This window comes from Candidatus Desulfolinea nitratireducens, from assembly GCF_982879505.1.
Map to the genome: position 1 here is coordinate 19503 of NZ_CEYOSI010000006.1, position 16922 is coordinate 36424.

Here is a 16922-nt window from a genome sequence, read left to right on the forward strand (position 1 = left end):
TATGGACAATAGAAATATATTGACAGCGTCCGTAAAAAGGAGAAAAATGTGAAAATAGGAATGATCGGTTTAGGAAAAATGGGTGCGAACATGACCTCCCGTTTGTTGCGTGGTGGACATGAAGTTGTTGCCTTTGATTTGAACGAAGACGCGATCCAGAAAGCTGAAGCTGAAGGCGCAGAGGGTGCACGTACTTTGGCCGAGGTTGCAGAAAAACTCTCATCGCCGCGTGTGGTGTGGGTGATGGTTCCCGCCGGAAAGATAACGGAGTCAGTGATCAGCGAGTTGGGCGAATTGCTTTCAGAGGGGGATACCATCATCGATGGCGGCAACACGATGTATAAGGATGATATACGGCGAGCGGCTGAACTTGCTGAGAAAAATATTCATTACGTGGATGTGGGTACCAGTGGTGGCGTTTGGGGTCTGGCAGAAGGCTACAGCATGATGATCGGCGGTGAAACGGAAGCCGTTTCAAGGCTGAGTCCGATCCTTGAAACCCTCGCTCCAGCCGCCGACTTGGGCTGGGGACATGTTGGCCCAGTTGGGGCCGGGCACTTTGTCAAAATGATCCACAATGGGATTGAATACGGTTTAATGGAAGCTTATGCTGAAGGTTTTGAGATCATGCATGCCAAGAAGGATTTTGGACTTGACCTGCATCAGGTTGCAGAGATCTGGCGGCATGGAAGTGTGGTCCGTTCGTGGCTGCTCGATCTGACGGCAAATGCTCTTGAAGGCGATCAGGATTTGAGCGACATTGCTGGTTATGTTTCGGATAGCGGCGAAGGCCGCTGGACGGTTTTTGAAGCGGTCGATCTGGATGTGCCGGCGCCCGTGATCACGTTATCTTTACTGAGACGTTTTTCCAGCAGGCAGGATGAAAGCTATGCTGCCAAGGTACTTTCTGCAATGAGAAATCAGTTCGGTGGACATGCTGTGAAGAAGGCGGAATAATGGCAAAGACTCACACCAGTATCGTTATTTTTGGCGCATCGGGCGATCTGACCTGGCGTAAATTAATTCCTGCTTTATATAATAATTTTAAAAAAGGGCGCTTAATTGAGTGCGCCAATGTGATTGGTTTTGCGCGTCGTTCGTATACAGACGAATCTTTCCGTGAGCGTTTAAGGGAAGGGGTTGAGAAATTCAGTCCAGAAAGTTTCGATGTGGAAACCTGGAATGAATTTTCTAAGATGCTCCATTATTTTCGCGGCAATTTGGATCATGCAGATGATTTTGCAAAACTACACAATTTCTTGCATGAATTGGAAATCAGCAATGCGAACCGCCTCTATTACTTGGCTACAGCCTCCCCCTTTTATGCTTCCGTCGCCGGTTTTCTTGGCGCAGCAGGCATGTCAAAAGAAGATGAAGACGCTGGTACATGGCGACGTATTATCATCGAAAAACCTTTTGGGCATGATCTCGCGTCCGCTCAGGCGCTTAATCACGCTGTCCACGCTGCATTTGAAGAGCGCCAGATCTATCGCATTGACCATTACCTCGGCAAAGAAACTTCGCAAAATATCCTCTTTTTCCGCTATGCAAACACTATTTTCGAGCCGATCTGGAATCGCCGTTATGTCAATAATGTCCAGATCAGTGTTGCAGAAAGTGTTGATGTTGGTAAGCGCGCCGGATATTACGACAAATCAGGGGTCTTGCGCGATATGTTCCAGAATCATCTTTTTCAGCTCCTCGCTTTGGTTGCGATGGAAGCCCCTGCATCTTTTGATGCAGATGCCGTTCGCAACGAAAAAGCGAAGGTTTTTCAGAGTATTCGTCCCGTTGATCTAAACGATACCGTCCGCGCTCAATACGAGGGTTATCTTCAGGAAGAAGGCGTTGCGCCAGATTCTCAAACCCCTACTTATGCAGCGCTCAAACTTTTTATAAACAACTGGCGCTGGCAGGGCGTGCCATTTTATCTGCGCTCAGGTAAGGCACTCAAACATAAAAGCTCCGAGATCGTTATCGAGTTCCAGCGCCCGCCACACCTCATGTTTGATCTCCCCAAAGGACGCGATATTACGCCCAATGTCCTTTCAATCTGTATTCAGCCAGACGAGGGTATTCAGCTCCGTTTTGAAGCCAAAGTCCCCGATTCCGATCAGGATATGCGCTCGGTCAATATGGATTTTGAGTACGAAGATTTCTTTGACGGCGCTTCCATTCCCGAGGCCTACGAGCGTTTATTGCTTGAAGCCCTGGATGGGGATGCCTCCCTGTTTACACGTTCCGATGAAATAGAAGCCTCCTGGAAGATAATTGATCCCATTATCAATGGCTGGACGGAACGCTCTCAGCCCGAACTTGCTACTCATAAAAAAGGTGAATGGGGTCCCGAAGAATCTGTTGAACTCCTCGCTCGTGATGGGCATCAATGGCGTTTTGGCTGTGCGGAACACAGATTAAAATAAGTGATTTCTGCAAAATTCTAACTAGTATTGAAGGAATTAGAGAGTAAAATGTATTTTTTGCAGATATAGGAGAACTATGAAAACAGAAAGCGGATTGGAATACACTGAAAAAAAAGCAGGTACAGGCAAGCAGGCTGAAGCCGGCAAAACCGTTAGTGTTCACTATGAAGGAAAGCTCCCTGACGGTACAGTTTTCGACAGCTCATTTAAACGCGGTACGCCGATTGACTTCAAGCTGGGTGTTGGCCAGGTTATTAGTGGCTGGGATGAAGGCATCGCCCTGATGAAAGTTGGTGGAAAAGCACAATTGACCATTCCGCCCGAATTGGGCTATGGCGAACGCGGTGCTGGTGGCGTTATTCCACCAAATGCGACCCTGATTTTCGATGTTGAATTGGTTGATGTGAAATAAGCAAAAGTCCTCCGTACGGAGGACTTTTATATCTCCAATTCAATCCAATATCGACCAAACTTCCTCTCTTCACCACCCATTCCAACGCTCTCAAGAATTCCACCGTTTTCCTGGATAATTCGTATCGATGCAATATTGTCCAAGTCTGTGATGATCAAGGCCCTTTTTTTACCAAAATCCCTTAATGTCAACAGCGCCAGTCGGAGAGCTTCCCGACCGTAGCCTTTGCCGCGTTTATCTCGACGGATATAGTAGCTGATATGCCCCGTACGCTCCTTCAGGCTTTTGTTGAGGTAATGCCACATCCGTACGATCCCAATGGCAACACCCTCATCATCCAGAAACCAGAAAAAACTACGAGGAATATTCCCGGATTTTAAATTTGAATGGTCGTTTGTTTCGCTGCAAAATAGAAGATACTCATCTAAAGTCAACGCTCCCCTCGGCACTGCTGTCCCACCAACGCCATTTTCTCCGCTTCCCAAATCTTTAATTAACGCTGCAAGTCCCTGAGGCGGATGGAGTGTAGCTACCTCTAATTTCACTTAGGTTTCATTTCGTTTAATTTGACAGGTTTGAGCGGTGCATCTTGTGCCAATAATGTCAGGGTGGCCTCCAGCACGCGCTTTTGTTGCGCGGCATCATGCGGTTGTCCTAAAGTTGCCCCTCTTGCGAGGCGCGTATAGGTTGCGCGCGGTGGCATTGTCGGGCGTGTAAATCCCATACTCCAGGACGTCAGGGTTGTGGCGACACCATCCATCTCCAGGGCACGTGCGATCAGTCCAACGGACTGGCAGCAAATCGGTCAGGAAGGAACCAGCAGGGCAGCGTCCACTTTTTCTTCTTTTGCGATCTCAAGGATTGCAGGAATAGTGATATCCAAAACCTGTGATACATCTGGCTGATATCCCATGAAACTAACTACTAAGGCAAATTCGCCGATCACCCCCGTTTTAACCATTTCCCTCAAATGACCAAGGGGCATTAATACCTGCGAATCGGCCTTGACAGCAGTCTGGTCATAATGCTCATGGGCGTAAGATATATCTTCAAAGGATGTGGATGCTGAAAATGTACGGATCGTATAATCGCCCAGAAGATTACTGGCATCAAAGGGCTCTTGAGATTCGGCTAAATACCCTCCCGCAGACGAGATGAACATCAATCGGCTTGTTTTCAGATCCACGCTTTTACCGGAAATGGGAACCCGGTTTTTGGGGCGTAAATAGGAATCCCAATTAATTTTCCCCTTCCTCTGCAAATCTGCCAACCAACCATTTTGAAAATTTGTTGCCCAAAGATCTTTATCTTCCAGAATGCTCATAAATTTCTTCTCAACAATATTTTTGATTGTCTTTTCCATGCAATTGCAAATTGTATCACCATCATTGTTAATGGAGAACAATATAGAGATTCAGCCAGGAGCCAAATCTCTAATTGTGAATAAATTGGAAGGAACTATGTTGATCGTTAGCGCATTTTTCGCCATTGGAAGAATTGCAGGCCTGCAAAGATATCTACAATGATCGCAATGATGCCCACAGCCCATTTTCCTTCGACACTGAAGGGTACCCAATTCGTAACCAGCAATAATACGCTTGTCAGCACCCAGATCGAATCGGCGATTATGGCAAATAGCACAAATTTTTGCGGAATTGATGGGCGAGAATCATAATAAAATAACAGTCCGGCAAAGAGCATCAGGCCCAGTCCCAGTTCCAGGACAATGAAGCTTGCTTCAATGCCAAGGAAGGTAGCAACGGATTTGGATGCCGCTGCGAAATAAAGTCCGCTAATCCCGCTGAAGATGGCATTTCCATAAAGGATAGGGCGGATCGAGGTATTGCTGGTATTGGTTTGAACGGTCATGATAGAACTCCTTTTCATAATTTGTTTGATGCCCCCAGTTTATGCTATTCATGACTGCCAAGTCCACGAAAACTACTGCCAACTACTGCCAGTTTAAGGAATTTAGTTTTTATTTAGTAAATCTTGAGCGACTAAACGCGCTGCAGCATTTTGCCAGTTATGAAGGGTTCGCTCAGGAACTGAACTCTGGAACCAATCCAAGGCCAGGATGGATGTTTCGTCAAGGAAATCTTTGTAGATGCGACGAGAGTGGGGCTTGATCCCGATTACATAGGGGAAGTATAAAGCGTTAAAATAACGCCATTCATCTGTAGAACCGAAATCTGTCTCCCCTTTTGGTTTGAGACGACCTATGCTCTCAGTAAGCAATGCTTTCAGAGCATGGGCCCGGTCAAGTGGATTATCTCCGCTTTGGGAAAGAACCGCTGGAAGCTTTGTGAGAGGGCTGGTTGCCAGTTTCGGTAAATTACCCAGGTTGCTGATGGCACGTCGTGTCAGGCGGGTAAACTCTGCCTCGTCCACATCAGCAGGTTTGAGCGTGGAAAGGCGCGGCAAGCCATCTGCAGTAGTGCGGAGAATCTCCCTGTCGATGCTCAAAGTTGAAGATCGGGTAAATGTCAACCTATCCAAAAGGGATTGGATCTGTGCTGAATAGGTTTGGGTGAGAATCCCAAATTCGATGATGCTGGTGAGCAAAAGTAATTTGGCAAAGGACAAATCTCCGTCGATCACGATAAAGATAATGACAAGTGCAGCGAGTGCGCCAGCATAATAAAAGGCCGCCACAAAGGAACGTACCAGATGGGCGCGCATGGATTCGCCCTCGTCAAACGCATCCCAGGCTGTAATTAATAATCCGAGTACAAGCAGATCAAGGCCGAGAGCCAGGATACCCCAGCTGCGTGGTAAAAAATCAAATGGAAGGGCAATCAGTCCTGTACTGAGGGTGAAAAATAATGCTACTACGGCCAGGATAGCAAGGGTATTTTTGAAGCGTGAACGCAGGGCATATTTCCCTACCATGCCCGCACTCAATAAATTTGCGATCACAATGATGATTCCAAACCATGGATTAAGCAGAGCCAGGATGAGAACGGGAATAGTGGTGAGCGCCCAAATCTGAATGAGTCGCCCGCGCCAAGCAATTTCTTCAGGAAAAAGATGTAAGGCTGCGCCGATCCATAGCGCTGCGGGAAGAAGAAGGATGATTGTTATCAGTTGCCCGGTTAGTAATTCAATCACCAATGCAAGCGAATATGCGAACAGACCAAGGCCTGTGAGCATTATTGCGGGCTTTTTAAAATTCCGTGCCAGCAGATAGGTTCCAAGCCAAAGAGTGAAGCTGAAAAAAAATAGTTTGGAGATCAGTTCCAGATTGATGGGCATAGTGCTTTTAATTGTACCCGAGCTTATACACCCCTTTGGCCCGTTTACTTGAAAAGACTTCCGAAGTTTTTACCTAGCACTCCGAACGGAGTGAAGGGGTGAAACTTCGGACGTCTACTAGCCAGAATAATCCTGTTTCTAAATTAGTTTTACCCGCCGCTAGCCAAAATCCCATCGATTGTGGATTTGAAGAATTCAAAGGATGGTGGGCCAATTAGCTTTGTATCGTTCACTAAAAATGATGGGGTGCCTGGCAATCCAAGACGACGGGCTTCATCCAGGTTTTGCTCTACCTTGGCGCGGTTCTGATCTGAGTCCAGACAGGCCTCAAATAGCGCGGTATCCAACCCAATTTCTGAGGCATAATTTTTCAATTCACTGACGCTGATCGCGGGCGCTTTTGCATAAAGCAGATCATGATATTCCCAGAATTTTCCCTGATCCAGTGCACATTGACCAGCCTCGGCAGCCTTGGGAGATTGCGCAGTGATGACAGGAAAATCCTTCCAAACAAATTGAATATCATCGCCATAGGTCGCCAGTAATTGCTCCTTAATTCCAGAGCGATGCCAGGATTGGCAGGCAGGGCAGCCAAAATCACCATACTCGGTAATTGTCACCTTGGCGGTATCAGGTCCCAAAATCGGGTTTGATGAAAGGCGAGCATCATCCAAAGGTGGGGCATTCGGTGGCCGAGATGTGATAAATAAAATAGCTGCGATTAAAACCAAGGCCAGAGCACCATATCCAACCCACTTTTTTCTTTCTTTATCTGCTCGCATTTTTTCACGGCGGGTTTGCTTTTGGCTTTTGCGTTTTCCTTTTGGCATATTTTCTCCAGTAAATAATTATTTATTTATCGCGAATACTGAACGTTTTCATATTCGACTATGATGTTTTTCAGAGCAATATTCTTACAGGAATATCTTTACCCTGATGATGATAAATAGATACCTGAAATCTAAGGTAAGATATTCATATTATTTTTAGTGTGAGGATTCAAATTGCTCAAATCAAAAATCCATATTAGTCAAAATGGGGAACTTCTTGCAAAATCTTTTACCGAGCATTTTGTCAGCTTGGCGAATGATGCCATCAGTAAACGCGGACGGTTTTTGGCGGTGCTCAGTGGTGGCGGAACTCCGTTGATGGCTTATCGTTTACTGTCAAAACCACCTCTGCTGGAAGTTGTGCCATGGGGACAAGTTCACCTTTTTTGGGGAGATGAGCGCCATGTGCCACATGAAGATCCGCAGAGCAATTTCGGGCAGGCACGCGAGGCGTTGCTGGATCACGTAAATATCCCGGATGAGAATATCCACTCAATACCGACTGATCCCTCTCCAGGTGAGGCGGCACTGGCTTATGCTCAAACCCTTCGCTCAATCGCAGAGGCAAACCAAAGCTCCGTGCGTTTCGATTTGGTGATGCTTGGGTTGGGCAGTGATGGGCATACTGCCTCCCTGTTTCCGGGCCAATCCGCTTTGTGGAAGGATCCGATTATCGTGACAGAGGGAAGTTATCAGGGTCGACCCGCAACGCGCCTGACGATGACACCTTTGGTATTCAATCAAGCACGGAAAATAATTTTTCTCGTGAGCGGTGAGGCGAAAGCCGATGCTTTGGCGAATGCATTAGGGGAAACAAGAGATGTGGATCGCTTTCCTTCGCAGGCGATTGATCCAACGAACGGGAAAGTTTTGTGGATGGTAGATTCAGCCGCAGCAAAAATGATCCCTTGAGTATTTTAAGGATGAAAATTCTTTTCGCCTGCCTTGATGGGCACAGACAACCTGTTATCAGCCGGGGTTAGGGGGCAAGCCCAGCGATCGTTATAAGCACAATAGGGGTTATAGGCCAGATTAAAATCAATTAGAAATTGATCGTTGCCGATTGCTTCCGGTTCAAGATAGCGGCCGGCAGGATAGGTTTCTTCCCCAGCCATTGAATCAACAAAGGGTAAAAAATATCCACCAGAAGAAGAAAAAATGGTAAGTTCTGCTTCCTGGCCGTTGACCTGAAATTTGAATTTTCCAAAGCGCTGATAGACTTGAAAACCACCGGTTGATGTGGGAATTTGTATCTCACCCTGGTTGTCAAAGCGTTCTATCTGAACTTTTAGGCGCAAATCTGTAGCTTCAGGGAAATAATTAAGTTCCTTGAAAGATGTTTTCTGTTCATCCGTCAATGGGCTTTGAGGGTGGCGTGCAAAAAAAGTGTTTTTTTCATTACGTGATTCAACTAAAGTTGTCATGGCATTCTCCTTATAGACAAATCATTTAGAAGCTACACAATGATATGTCTTTGCGAGCTCCGATGCTTTTCGGGGTGTGGCAATCTCCCGCTCTATGTAGGGAGATTGCCACGTCAGGCTAAAGCCCTCCTCGCAAAGACAAGATTGTACAGGTTCTATTTAATCGCTCTATTAGTTGATTAGAAGCACATTGGTGGATTTCTCTTACCTCATCAGAGCCGAAGAATTAATCGAGGAGATCAGGTATACCTTATTTCGGATTCGAAATATTTTTCCCCGAATACAGCCATTTTTGGATAATTTCAATATATCGATCAGGTTGTTCCAGGTGGGCATTATGACCGCAGGCCGGGATTAGCGCAAGCTCGCAGTCAGGGATAATTTCTGCCATTTGCCGGCTAACTTGGGTGTATTTCTCATCCAAAAGGCCAGCCACCAGCAGCGTGGATGGAGAAAGATCTGGCAGACGTTCCCACAAAGAGGGCTGTCGTCCCGGACTGAGATGTCGAATTACTCGGGCCATATTCTCGGGGTTTTGCTGGGCGCGCTGAACCCGTAGCTCATCTTTTAGCCCCGGAATATTTTTCAAAGATGCAAAAAGCGGCATCTCATACCAGTCAGTCAAAAAAGAGGCCAGCCCTTTACTCTGAATTTGGGCTTTATTATTATCGTCCCAGGCGGCGCGTGCCTGTCGTTCTTTGGGATCGGTAATGCCTGGATTAGTTGACTCCATTGCCAGCCCCTCAACCAATTCAGGGTACTTAAGCGAGAAATACAGCGCCAACCGTCCGCCCATTGAATAACCGACCAGATAGGCACGCTTGAGGCTACGGATTTGGAGTGTGTCCCGCAAAGCAGAGGCCCAGGCCACATGCCCTGGCTGCGCATCCAGGGGGTTCTCACCATGACCTGGCAAATCTGGAAAAAGGCAATAAAATTTCTCGCTGAGTGGACGGGCTATATTTTTCCAATCCTGACCGAGACCCATAAAGCCGTGTAGAAATATGATCGCTGGGTGAGATGGATCGCCAAGTTCATGCAGGGGCCAGGGCCTGGATCTCATGCAATCCCCCGCCGCATGGCCTCCGCCAAACGAGTAGTCTGAACAACCAGGTCCTTTGCCTGCTCCAGATTTAGCGATTGCACCCCATCGGAGAGAGCCTCTTCCGGTTTAGGGTGAATTTCCACCAGTAAACCATCTGCACCAGCCGCCAGGGCGGCCCGCGCCGCAGGGATCACCAAATCGGCACGCCCCGTAGCGTGGCTGGGATCTCCCATCACCGGAAAAGGGCTGTTTATTTTGAGATGTGCGATGGAGTTCGTATCAAGGGTATTGCGTGTGGAGGTCTCAAAGGTCCGAATACCTCGCTCGCAGAGGATAATCTTCTGATTGCCTCGGCTGGCAATATGGTCGGCAGCAGCCAGCCATTCATCGACCGTGGACATGAAACCACGTTTGAGCAGGATCGGTTTATCCAGTTCACCAACGGCCCATAAAAGGGGATAATGCTGCATATTGCGGCTGCCGATCTGGATAATATCAACATATTCTGCCACCAGAGGCAATTGCTCCACCCCCAGGGCCTCACTCACCACAAGCAGATCAAATTCATCGGCCACTTTACGTAATATCTTCAGGCCTTCCTCACCCAGGCCTTGAAAAGAATCCGGCGAGGTCCGTGGCTTAAAGGCTCCACCGCGAATGACGCGCAGACCAAGCTGGTGGATCAGCCTGGCGATGGCATGGGTCTGGGCATAGCTCTCCACCGAACAGGGTCCGAGCATCAGGATGATATTTTCTCCGCCAATTTTCAGATCGGGAGCGAGGGAAATTTCTATTTTTTGATTTGTTATGTTCATTATTAATAAATTTACTCTTTATAAGAAAAATCAGTTCCTGCTGAATTGGTCAATGACTTTATCACGTTGTACTTTTCCCGATGAGGTACGTGGAAGGGTGTCGAGAATAACCATTTGCCGTGGAAGTTTATAACTTGCCAAATGCTGCTGACAAAAGGTGAGTAGAGATTTTTCGTCCAGGGAAGCGTCAGGTCGCAAGGTTATGGCTGCAGCAACCTGTTGCCCCCATTCGAGATTTGGAAGTCCAACTACACAGGCGTCTGTGACGGCGGGATGCTGACGGATGACAGCTTCTATTTCGGCGGGATAGATATTTTCGCCGCCGCTGATGATCAGATCGCTACGGCGCTGAACGATCCGCAGGTCGCCTTCATCATCCAGGTACCCCAGATCGCCGGTATGCAGCCAATCATTACCTGTAGCCTGGTGAAGATAACCGCGCATCACCATCGGCCCCTGGACCCAGACCTCGCCAATTTCACCGGCGGGCAAATGCTGACCATCCTCATCGTGAATGCTGACCTGCAACCATTGCAAGGGTTTGCCCACTGTGCCCGGTTTGAGTCGGGTAAGCTCCGGATCAGTAGTAGCGACCTGAGACGTGGCCTCTGTCAGACCGTATGTCAAGGCCAGGGGAAGATATGCATCCCTGGCAGCCCGGAGCAATTTGAGGGTGGCAGCGGCGCCTCCCAGGAGAATCAAACGTAAAGATAAAGGCCAATCCTCTTTTTCATAGCGATCCATTAAACGGTAAAGCATGGTGGGCACCAGTGAAACAAGGGTGACGTCGGCATTATGCATTTTTCTCCATAACTGCTCCAAATCAAATGGGTCACCGGGATAATCGGGCAGCACAACCGCAGTGCCATAGAGCGCGCTTCGAAAAAGGATCGCCAGTCCGCCAATATGATAGAGCGGCAGGGTCAACAGCCAGCGATCCGAAGGAAGCACACCCAGCCGAAAGGCTGAGGCAGTGGCAGACCAGAAAATATTTCCCCAGGTCAGCACCGCGCCTTTTGGTTTACCGGTCGTCCCTGAGGTGAAAAGGATCCCAAAGTCGGCATCCAGATCAAGGGGGCTGCCCAGCCATTGATCGGATTCTCCCATACGCGGCAGATCATCCAGGAGGATGGCTTCCTCCAGCAATGGTGCGGGAAGAACACTGAGCACCCACCGAGAATCTGACTGCTCAATTTGCCAGCGCATTTCTGTCGATGTCAACCGCGTATTGAGCGGCACGATGACTGCCCCCAGTCGGGCCAGTGCATGCACCAGTTCAACGGAGGCAAGCCCACGGTCAAGCAGGACGGCGACTCGATCCTTTGCCTGAATTCCCGCCGCATCCAATCGGGAAGATAAAACGGCCACACGCTGATTTAACTCCCCGTAAGTTATCTCCACATCGGAGGTTATCAATGCGAGGCGCTCAGGTGATGATTGGGCGGCAAGGGAAAGGAAATCATTCATAAGAATAATTGAATAGTAGACTTTAGTGTGGCTTTAATTTATGCCCAACGGGGGAATTTATCAAAATCCGGGTCTCGTTTTTCCAAAAAGGCGTCGCGGCCTTCCTTGGATTCATCGGTCATATAAGCCAGCCGGGTGGCCTCTCCAGCAAAAATTTGCTGTCCAACCATGCCATCTTCAGCCAGGTTGAAGGAAAATTTGAGCATCCGAATGGCAGTCGGACTTTTACGCTGAATAGTTTTCGCCCATTCCACTGCGACTGTTTCCAGATCTGCGTGCGGCACAGCGGCATTGACCATCCCCATCTGGCATGCTTCCTCGGCGGTATAAGGTTTTTCCAAAAAGAAGATCTCTCGGGCACGTTTCTGCCCCACCATGCGGGCCAGATATGCAGATCCGAAGCCGCCATCAAAGCTGGAGACAGTCGCATCGTTTTGTTTAAAAATAGCATGTTCGCGGCTGGCGATCGTCAGATCACAAACCACATGCAGGCTGTGACCGCCGCCGACCGCCCAGCCGGGGACAACGGCAATTACTACTTTTGGCATAAAGCGGATGATGCGCTGCAATTCCAATACATGCAAGCGGGGCAGTTCAAAGCCGCCCTCATACCCACCATGCCCGCGGACGCGCTGATCGCCGCCAGATGAAAAGGCCCACTTCCCATCTTTTGGTGAGGGTCCATTTCCGGTCAGCAGGACAACTCCCACCTGGGGGTCTGTCCAGGCGGTCTGGAAGGCTTCGATCATTTCATCGATGGTCTCCGGACGGAAAGCGTTCCGCACTTCAGGGCGATCGAAGGCTATCCGGGCGATCCCATCTGATTTGTGGGAGGTAATATCCTGATATTCCTTTACTATTTGCCAATCCATTTCCTGGCGGATTTTTGACGTCATATGTACTCCTTATTTTTTGGGTCGGGACTCTTCTGTCTTCAGGCTTGCTACCATTTCCCGGCGGAGACGCTCGCTATTTGCAGCGTCCGTATGAATTTCGAGCAATTGCGATTCTGATGCGCTCATTGCATTTTCCAATGCAGATGGGGCTTCTTCCGCGGATACTCGGCTGTGGTTCAGCCCATACAAACGCGCTGTATGCTTGAAGTCCAGGCCGTGGGGGGTGACAAAAAGCTCCGTGAATGAGGGTTCAAATTCAGCGATCGGCAGGCGATGAAAAATTCCGCCGCCATTATTATTGATCAAGAGGATAGTGGCCTTTACCCCGGGTTCTCTCAATGCCAGCAATCCGTTCTGGTCGTGGAAAAAACTCAAATCACCGGTCAATAATGCCAGGGGATCTTTGCTGGCAGCAGCTACACCCAGCGCAGTAGAAATCGTGCCATCAATTCCGCTGGCCCCACGGTTGGCGTAGACTTTCAAGGGTTCAATTCGGGTGGGGGCGCATTCATCCACATGGCGGATGGGCAGACTATTGGCTACAAAGAGGTTTGCCTCGGCGGGCAAAGCGTTGATCAGGTCTGCAACCAATTTACCTTCATACGAACCGGCAGTTTGTAGCGCAGCCCAGACCTTTTCCTCAGCGGAGCGCCAGAACTGCGCCCAAGCTGAATCCACTGAAAAAATTTCATCCTGAGAAAGAAGGCCGCGGACCAGCGGCAGAGGGTCAGCGGTGACCATTTCGCTATTGGTGAAAATTGGATCGTTCCAACTTCCGTGCGGATCAATGCCAATCTGGGGGATATCCTCTGGCAGGGATTCCAGATAATCGCTCAAAGCCTGAGATACGGGCATGCTTCCAAAACGCAACACAATTTGAGGAAAAGGAGAATTCGCCAGGAGACCAGCCTTTAATGCCAGCGTATAGCCAGCAATAATGTTTCCGCGAGCGGTATGTGGGCCAAAACGCAATCCGGAGAGAGGATCAGCCAGAATTGGGTAGCCTGTCGCAGCAGAGAGATCGGCTAATGCTGCCGGAAAATCTCCTTTTGGACAGCGCGGTCCGGCAATGATCAGACCGCGTGGAGCCTGGTGCATGCTAGTCCCCAGTTCGGCAATCAGATCAGGGGATGGATGACGTGAGGAGATATGAATGCGCGTCCAGGGAGCATCCCCCTCCCGGGAAAAAAACGTTGGGGTGGTCTCGTCAACCACAAGGATCGGTTCGAGGGGTTTGCGAAACGGGAGGTTAATATGGACCGGACCGGGAGCAGAGTTCATGCCCAGAGAATAAGCGAATGCGCGGTTGGCCAGTGCGCGCAAAGAACGGCCCAGGTGTGGGGAGGGATCTTTCTCGGGTAAGGGCGCATCCACGCTCCAACGGACAAAATCGCCGTAAAGTTTGATCTGGTCGATGGTTTGGTTGGCCCCGCTATGACGGTGTTCTGGTGGTCGGTCGGCGGTCAGCATCAGCATTGGAATATTGCTCTGGCTGGCCTCGATCACCGCCGGAAAGTACTCCGCCGCAGCCGTACCCGAGGTACATACCAGTGCAGCCGGCTCTCCACTTTTCAGTGCCAGGCCGAGGGCAAAAAAGGCCGCGCTTCTTTCATCCAGATGGATAAAATGACGGATATCAGGATGCGCAGCGAAAGCCATTGTCAGCGATGTGGAGCGTGATCCCGGTGAGATGCAAACGCGACGTAGCCCGGCACGGTAGAGTTCCTCTACCAATAGTTCTGCCCAGGTGGTAGCGCTATTAGGTGGTAAAGCGGTCACGCAGTCTCCTCCTCGATCAATCCGAGGGCTTCCATCATCGGGCGGAATTTAAGCTCTGTTTCCTGCCATTCTTTTTCCGGCTGTGATTCAGCTAAAATACCAGCACCGGCATAGAGCCGACCAGCTGATCCTCGGAATATGGCCGAGCGTATGGCAACGGTCAGCTCTCCGTCGCCCTGTGGGGTGATCCAGCCAACCGGTGCGCCATAAGCGCCACGTGGCAAAGGCTCGGATTGGCGGATCATCTCCAGAGCAGCCTGGCGAGGGTGCCCAGCCAGCGCGGGAGTGGGATGTAATGCCTGGGCCGGACCTAAAAGACCGGGCCGTTTCAACCGTCCCCGGATGGGTGTTTCGAGATGCTGAATATTGGGCAGGCGACGCAAAACAGGCTCTTTGGGATATTGGAAGGAATCGCACAGAGGACTTAGTTCATTGCAAATGCGTTCGACCACGATAGCCTGTTCGAGGCGATCCTTTTGGTTGGCGAGCAGGGCTGCCCCCAATTCATCCTCCTCGTGAGGCGTTTGCCCACGGCGGATGGAACCAGCCATCGCAACTGTTTCAAGTGCACAGCCTCGTGTGCGGACGAGTAATTCCGGCGTGGCTCCCAGAAATACATGCCCTGGAACCGGTTCGAAGTAAAACCGATACGTATTTGGGTAGCGATTTGCCAAACGTGAAAAGACAGTCACCAGGGGAGGGGTGCGTGCAAAGGTGACGTCCAGAGCGCGGGCAAAGACCACTTTCTGAATATGCCCATTTTCAATCTGACGTTGGGCTTCCCAGATCATTGCCTCCCACTCCGAAAAGCTCAGTTTCGGGGTCACTTGTGCAGATGGGATTGCATCAGGATGCCAGTTCAAGTGAGGTGGCCGGAAAATTTCAGGAAGTTCCTGATCAGAATGGACTTCGGTTAATTGTCCCTGACTGCCAGAGTGACGGTAGATGAAACGGGGCAGGATGAAACCCAATGTAGCAAAATCAGACCAGATGTCATCTGGTGTGCTGGTCTGGTCAAAGGGCAGGCTCCCAAAGAGGGGGATATCCGCTTCAGGCAGATGATCCTTTAACTGCTCCAGCTGGGCTTCCAGTTCATTTATCGGAAAAGTCGCAACCTTTCCCCAGGCGACCAGTGTCTGCTCTTTATCCATCCAGGCCCAGCGTGGCTGCCCATGAAGACTATCCAATAATGCCAGTGGATCAGATACTTTCCAATCGTTTGTGCTAATTCTAAGACGTTCGCGTTCGAGAACCATACCAATAAATCACTTTCGCTTCTAATGTTTCGCACCTATAATTTATGCTCAAAACCAATACTTCGTAATAACATAGTCCTTAAGGTTGGCAAAATTCGTTCAGGTTCTGGCTCGCCGGTTTGGATCCAGCGCATGACCAATTCATTGATCGCTCCGACCCAGGCATAGGCGACGATGGTGGTATCAATGGGTTGAATATCTTTATCAGCAATGGCCTCATCAAGATGCTCTTTGATCAGAACCGCAAAATTATCCAGGATTTTTAGTCGTTTGACTTCAAAAGTTTGCCCCAATCCTACTGCCTGGACAAGGAAAATTTTGGCCAACTGACGATATTTTCCGAATACGCCTAAACCCGCGTTGAGGGCGGCTTCGACCCTGTGAACCCCTCCCTGCTCGGCGGCGATGGCTTTTGTGAGACTTTCTTCGAGGCGATGGGCAAACTCATCAATCAGCGCGAGAAAGAGGGTCTCTTTGCTGGAAAAATGAAAATACACCGAGCCTTTGGAAGAATCGGCCTCGGCAACAATTTCGTCCATGCGCGCATCGTAATATCCCTTTCGGGAAAAAACGGAGAGGGCGGCATCCAGAATACGTTGGCGGGTGTGTTCGGCTTTTGTAATCATATATTTATCGGTGTGCTTGCGCATAATAAAATAAACCGACTGGTCAGTCTGTTTTGTTATATCCCAAAGCGAGCCTTGTGTCAAGAAAAAATAAAATGGGGGGGGGAGATAATTATGTAATTTGACGAAGACAGGATATAACTGAATAGTGCGTTCTTTCAGCGAAGAATGTAAGTTATCAGGCTAACAATATAATCACTGCCTAAGAATTTATTCCCCCACCAGACAGATCATTTAATCCAAAATTGTCTCGCTAATATACGGAAAAGCAAACCAGACTATTCCCAATCCGGCGAACAACCCGGTCAGGATACGCATCCACGAGTTGAAGGAGCCAAGTGCGTCACCGATATAAAAAGTAGAGGAGAAAGCGTGATTAGTCAATGCTGCCAACCACAGATTGGTATCACGAAATCCCATCCCAATTCCAGCCATGTCACTGACCAGGTGCGTGATTCCATCCACAGCAATTGGGAGAAGTAGAAAACCCAGCATTAATGGATGCAAGTTTTTTATCCGGCGACGAAGCGGATACCAGATCAGTGCCGAAAGCCAAATCCCGCCGTAGAAAGAGATCATCCGGTCAGACCAGGCCACCTTCCACCCAATCTCTGCTGTACCCCTGAATTTTCGCAACACTAAAGGATTGATCGTATCCACCCAGACTGCCTGGATTTCAGGTAGTGAGTAACTT

The 16922-nt window shown here is 49.3% G+C and carries 18 protein-coding genes and 1 pseudogene; 4 read left to right on the top strand and 15 right to left on the bottom strand.

Going from position 1 to position 16922, the window contains the following annotated elements:
- Nucleotides 1-48: 48 nt before the first annotated feature.
- From gnd to AC3DOM_RS01065, 3 genes and pseudogenes are all read left to right on the top strand, one after another.
- The gene (gnd, locus tag AC3DOM_RS01055; protein ID WP_487917165.1) at nt 49-957 is read left to right on the top strand and encodes a phosphogluconate dehydrogenase (NAD(+)-dependent, decarboxylating); all 909 of its coding nucleotides are present in this window, start codon (nt 49-51) and stop codon (nt 955-957) included.
- Complete coding sequence (gene zwf / locus AC3DOM_RS01060; protein WP_487917166.1) at nt 957-2423, top strand: glucose-6-phosphate dehydrogenase; 1467 nt, start codon at nt 957-959, stop codon at nt 2421-2423. The genes gnd and zwf overlap by 1 nt, the downstream gene beginning before the upstream one ends.
- 79 nt (nt 2424-2502) lie before the next feature.
- A pseudogene (locus AC3DOM_RS01065) lies at nt 2503-2835 on the top strand (FKBP-type peptidyl-prolyl cis-trans isomerase); the annotation flags it as partial.
- A 26-nt stretch (nt 2836-2861) separates the two neighbouring features.
- Here the strand turns inward: AC3DOM_RS01065 and AC3DOM_RS01070 are convergent.
- The 6 genes from AC3DOM_RS01070 to AC3DOM_RS01095 form a co-directional block, all read right to left on the bottom strand.
- On the bottom strand, nt 2862-3380 hold the full coding sequence (locus AC3DOM_RS01070) for a GNAT family N-acetyltransferase (RefSeq protein WP_487917167.1): 519 nt from the start codon (nt 3378-3380) through the stop codon (nt 2862-2864).
- Nucleotides 3377-3595, bottom strand: coding sequence for a hypothetical protein (locus tag AC3DOM_RS01075; RefSeq protein WP_487917168.1), 219 nt, complete (start codon nt 3593-3595; stop codon nt 3377-3379). The genes AC3DOM_RS01070 and AC3DOM_RS01075 overlap by 4 nt, the downstream gene beginning before the upstream one ends.
- A gap of 45 nt (nt 3596-3640) precedes the next feature.
- A complete protein-coding gene (locus tag AC3DOM_RS01080; RefSeq protein WP_487917169.1) occupies nt 3641-4159 on the bottom strand; it encodes a glycine/sarcosine/betaine reductase selenoprotein B family protein in 519 nt (172 codons plus the stop codon).
- A 146-nt stretch (nt 4160-4305) separates the two neighbouring features.
- Nucleotides 4306-4704, bottom strand: coding sequence for a hypothetical protein (locus tag AC3DOM_RS01085; protein WP_487917170.1), 399 nt, complete (start codon nt 4702-4704; stop codon nt 4306-4308).
- A gap of 102 nt (nt 4705-4806) precedes the next feature.
- Complete coding sequence (locus AC3DOM_RS01090; protein WP_487917171.1) at nt 4807-6090, bottom strand: hypothetical protein; 1284 nt, start codon at nt 6088-6090, stop codon at nt 4807-4809.
- A 149-nt stretch (nt 6091-6239) separates the two neighbouring features.
- On the bottom strand, nt 6240-6920 hold the full coding sequence (locus AC3DOM_RS01095) for a DsbA family protein (RefSeq protein WP_487917172.1): 681 nt from the start codon (nt 6918-6920) through the stop codon (nt 6240-6242).
- 174 nt (nt 6921-7094) lie between these two features.
- On the opposite strand from AC3DOM_RS01095, the gene pgl reads away from it, so the two are divergent.
- Nucleotides 7095-7832: a 6-phosphogluconolactonase gene (pgl, locus tag AC3DOM_RS01100; protein WP_487917173.1), complete on the top strand. Its 738-nt coding sequence runs from the start codon at nt 7095-7097 to the stop codon at nt 7830-7832.
- 5 nt (nt 7833-7837) lie between these two features.
- On the opposite strand, the gene AC3DOM_RS01105 is transcribed toward pgl, so the two are convergent.
- From AC3DOM_RS01105 to AC3DOM_RS01145, 9 genes are all read right to left on the bottom strand, one after another.
- Complete coding sequence (locus AC3DOM_RS01105) at nt 7838-8344, bottom strand: DUF1684 domain-containing protein (protein ID WP_487917174.1); 507 nt, start codon at nt 8342-8344, stop codon at nt 7838-7840.
- 250 nt (nt 8345-8594) lie between these two features.
- Nucleotides 8595-9407 (bottom strand): 2-succinyl-6-hydroxy-2,4-cyclohexadiene-1-carboxylate synthase, encoded by an 813-nt coding sequence (gene menH, locus AC3DOM_RS01110; RefSeq protein ID WP_487917175.1) that lies wholly within the window; start codon nt 9405-9407, stop codon nt 8595-8597.
- Complete coding sequence (gene aroF, locus AC3DOM_RS01115) at nt 9404-10204, bottom strand: 3-deoxy-7-phosphoheptulonate synthase (protein ID WP_487917176.1); 801 nt, start codon at nt 10202-10204, stop codon at nt 9404-9406. Before aroF ends, menH begins: the two co-directional genes overlap by 4 nt.
- A 30-nt stretch (nt 10205-10234) precedes the next feature.
- Nucleotides 10235-11671: an o-succinylbenzoate--CoA ligase gene (menE, locus tag AC3DOM_RS01120; RefSeq protein ID WP_487917177.1), complete on the bottom strand. Its 1437-nt coding sequence runs from the start codon at nt 11669-11671 to the stop codon at nt 10235-10237.
- A gap of 38 nt (nt 11672-11709) precedes the next feature.
- The gene (locus AC3DOM_RS01125) at nt 11710-12567 is read right to left on the bottom strand and encodes a 1,4-dihydroxy-2-naphthoyl-CoA synthase (protein ID WP_487917178.1); all 858 of its coding nucleotides are present in this window, start codon (nt 12565-12567) and stop codon (nt 11710-11712) included.
- Between the two features lie 9 nt (nt 12568-12576).
- Nucleotides 12577-14346, bottom strand: a complete 1770-nt coding sequence (menD, locus tag AC3DOM_RS01130; RefSeq protein WP_487917179.1) for a 2-succinyl-5-enolpyruvyl-6-hydroxy-3-cyclohexene-1-carboxylic-acid synthase — start codon at nt 14344-14346, stop codon at nt 12577-12579.
- Complete coding sequence (locus AC3DOM_RS01135) at nt 14343-15602, bottom strand: isochorismate synthase (RefSeq protein ID WP_487917180.1); 1260 nt, start codon at nt 15600-15602, stop codon at nt 14343-14345. Before AC3DOM_RS01135 ends, menD begins: the two co-directional genes overlap by 4 nt.
- Nucleotides 15603-15637: 35 nt before the next feature.
- Complete coding sequence (locus AC3DOM_RS01140) at nt 15638-16228, bottom strand: TetR/AcrR family transcriptional regulator (protein WP_487917181.1); 591 nt, start codon at nt 16226-16228, stop codon at nt 15638-15640.
- A gap of 234 nt (nt 16229-16462) precedes the next feature.
- Nucleotides 16463-16922 (bottom strand): DUF2085 domain-containing protein (locus tag AC3DOM_RS01145; protein WP_487917182.1); only part of this gene is annotated, 460 nt, incomplete at its 5' end.

Excerpts from the sequence above, each read along its gene's own strand:
- zwf (WP_487917166.1), top strand. The coding sequence starts at position 957 with ATGGCAAAGACTCACACCAGTATCGTTATTTTTGGCGCATCGGGCGAT.
- AC3DOM_RS01075 (WP_487917168.1), bottom strand. The coding sequence starts at position 3,595 with ATGGATGGTGTCGCCACAACCCTGACGTCCTGGAGTATGGGATTTACA.
- AC3DOM_RS01080 (WP_487917169.1), bottom strand. The coding sequence starts at position 4,159 with ATGAGCATTCTGGAAGATAAAGATCTTTGGGCAACAAATTTTCAAAAT.
- AC3DOM_RS01085 (WP_487917170.1), bottom strand. The coding sequence starts at position 4,704 with ATGACCGTTCAAACCAATACCAGCAATACCTCGATCCGCCCTATCCTT.
- AC3DOM_RS01090 (WP_487917171.1), bottom strand. The coding sequence starts at position 6,090 with ATGCCCATCAATCTGGAACTGATCTCCAAACTATTTTTTTTCAGCTTC.
- AC3DOM_RS01095 (WP_487917172.1), bottom strand. The coding sequence starts at position 6,920 with ATGCCAAAAGGAAAACGCAAAAGCCAAAAGCAAACCCGCCGTGAAAAA.
- AC3DOM_RS01105 (WP_487917174.1), bottom strand. The coding sequence starts at position 8,344 with ATGACAACTTTAGTTGAATCACGTAATGAAAAAAACACTTTTTTTGCA.
- menH (WP_487917175.1), bottom strand. The coding sequence starts at position 9,407 with ATGAGATCCAGGCCCTGGCCCCTGCATGAACTTGGCGATCCATCTCAC.
- aroF (WP_487917176.1), bottom strand. The coding sequence starts at position 10,204 with ATGAACATAACAAATCAAAAAATAGAAATTTCCCTCGCTCCCGATCTG.
- menE (WP_487917177.1), bottom strand. The coding sequence starts at position 11,671 with ATGAATGATTTCCTTTCCCTTGCCGCCCAATCATCACCTGAGCGCCTC.
- AC3DOM_RS01125 (WP_487917178.1), bottom strand. The coding sequence starts at position 12,567 with ATGACGTCAAAAATCCGCCAGGAAATGGATTGGCAAATAGTAAAGGAA.
- AC3DOM_RS01135 (WP_487917180.1), bottom strand. The coding sequence starts at position 15,602 with ATGGTTCTCGAACGCGAACGTCTTAGAATTAGCACAAACGATTGGAAA.
- AC3DOM_RS01140 (WP_487917181.1), bottom strand. The coding sequence starts at position 16,228 with ATGATTACAAAAGCCGAACACACCCGCCAACGTATTCTGGATGCCGCC.